A 1,374-nucleotide genomic window follows, 5' to 3' on the forward strand; every position below is an offset into this window, starting at 1 on the left:
GGTTTATGCAAGATGTAAAAGAAAAGACCGGCATGGAGCCGTTAGGCTGGGAAATGCACATGGACGAGGGCCATAAAGACCCAGTAACAGGCGAATATAAGATGAATTATCACGCTCAATGTATCTTCTTCAATTACGATTTTAAGACGAATAAAGCCCCATTGCGTGACCTCATGGGCCGCAAAGGTGAATCGATTTGGTCAAAATTGCAGGACACTGCAGGCCAACGTTTCGAGGATCTTGGGTTTGTCCGTGGTGTTTCTGCTGATATGACCAAGGCCAAACATCAAGAAAAAGACGATTTCATAGCCTCTAAACAGGCTGAGATCGACCGCCTGCAGGCGGAGCTGGTAGACCGTCAAACCCACCTAGATCGTGCCTTACAGTTCAATGAGGAGCTTCTGGAGGAGGTTGCCTCGAGGGTCGATGCTATTGTTGCTGATTTTAATGAAAATGGTGCTGCTTATGATAGTTTAATCGAACGTGTCGAACTCGAAAAAGAAGTAAGAAAAGACATAAAAAGCATGTATGACAATGTTAAAAATATGCTTAATGAAAGCCCTATTTTTAAAAACTTACAACAACAACTTAGGAATTCATTTCCAGATTTTTATAATTCATCATTGAAGTTGTGCAACAAAGTTGCAGCATATTTTAACGCCGATTCTGGTGGTGGTGATTTACTACCACTACTTAAAGAAACACAAGAAAATGCGGTAAAAATGAAGTCTCTTAATGATGAATTGAAGGGACGAAGCGGCAAGTTCAAGCTTTAAAAGTGCAAAGCACACCAGAAAAAAGAGCCGTAAGGCTCTTAATTATTTTACTTACAACATTATTCATCTAGATTGAACTCGGTTTGAACTGTTTTTGAACCATCTGCTTTATAAATGATGTTCATTTTAATGCTTTCGTATGTTTTTCTACGATTATAAATGTCTTTCCATGTGCCTTTGCCAAAAAGGTTTGGATTCGGCATAAATGTGCCACGACCGACAGGGAGAATAATGTCCTTATCTTTTAATTTTCCAAGATAATTTGCAAAGGTCTGTGGTTTTAAATTAAGCTTTTCACAAATCATGTCTTTGCCGTATTTGCTTATATTAATCAACCCATCATAGTCCATACGCTTCATAAGCTCGTATAAGATGGAGTTGTTTGGAAGATCGTAGAGGCGATTAATATCGTCTAAATAAAGCTTTATATATTCAGGTTCAGCAGGAAACTGAATAATAGTTTCTTTTGATGATGAAATAACTTCGCCGGTTTCGTTATTTACTGCATGTGTTTCATGTGTGTATATATGGTTTTTTGTAGGTCTTTTAGAAGACATAATATGTTCCTATAAATAGTTGCTTATTCCCAGTATATACC

At 37.8% G+C, this 1,374-nt stretch carries 2 protein-coding genes; one reads left to right on the forward strand and one right to left on the reverse strand.

Features of this window, described 5'->3' with window-relative positions:
• Positions 1–776: hypothetical protein (locus ACOZB4_RS34075; RefSeq protein ID WP_422759742.1), on the forward strand; the 776-nt coding region annotated here is incomplete at its 5' end.
• Between the two features lie 59 nt (positions 777–835).
• Here the strand turns inward: ACOZB4_RS34075 and ACOZB4_RS34080 are convergent.
• Positions 836–1,333 (reverse strand): hypothetical protein, encoded by a 498-nt coding sequence (locus ACOZB4_RS34080; RefSeq protein WP_169894459.1) that lies wholly within the window; start codon positions 1,331–1,333, stop codon positions 836–838.
• Positions 1,334–1,374 lie beyond the last annotated feature (41 nt).

The sequence above is a fragment of the Paenibacillus sp. NPDC058898 genome, from assembly GCF_049316025.1.
Taxonomy (GTDB): Bacteria; Bacillota; Bacilli; order Paenibacillales; family Paenibacillaceae; genus Paenibacillus_AQ.

Excerpts from the sequence above, each read along its gene's own strand:
- ACOZB4_RS34080 (WP_169894459.1), bottom strand. The coding sequence starts at position 1,333 with ATGTCTTCTAAAAGACCTACAAAAAACCATATATACACACATGAAACA.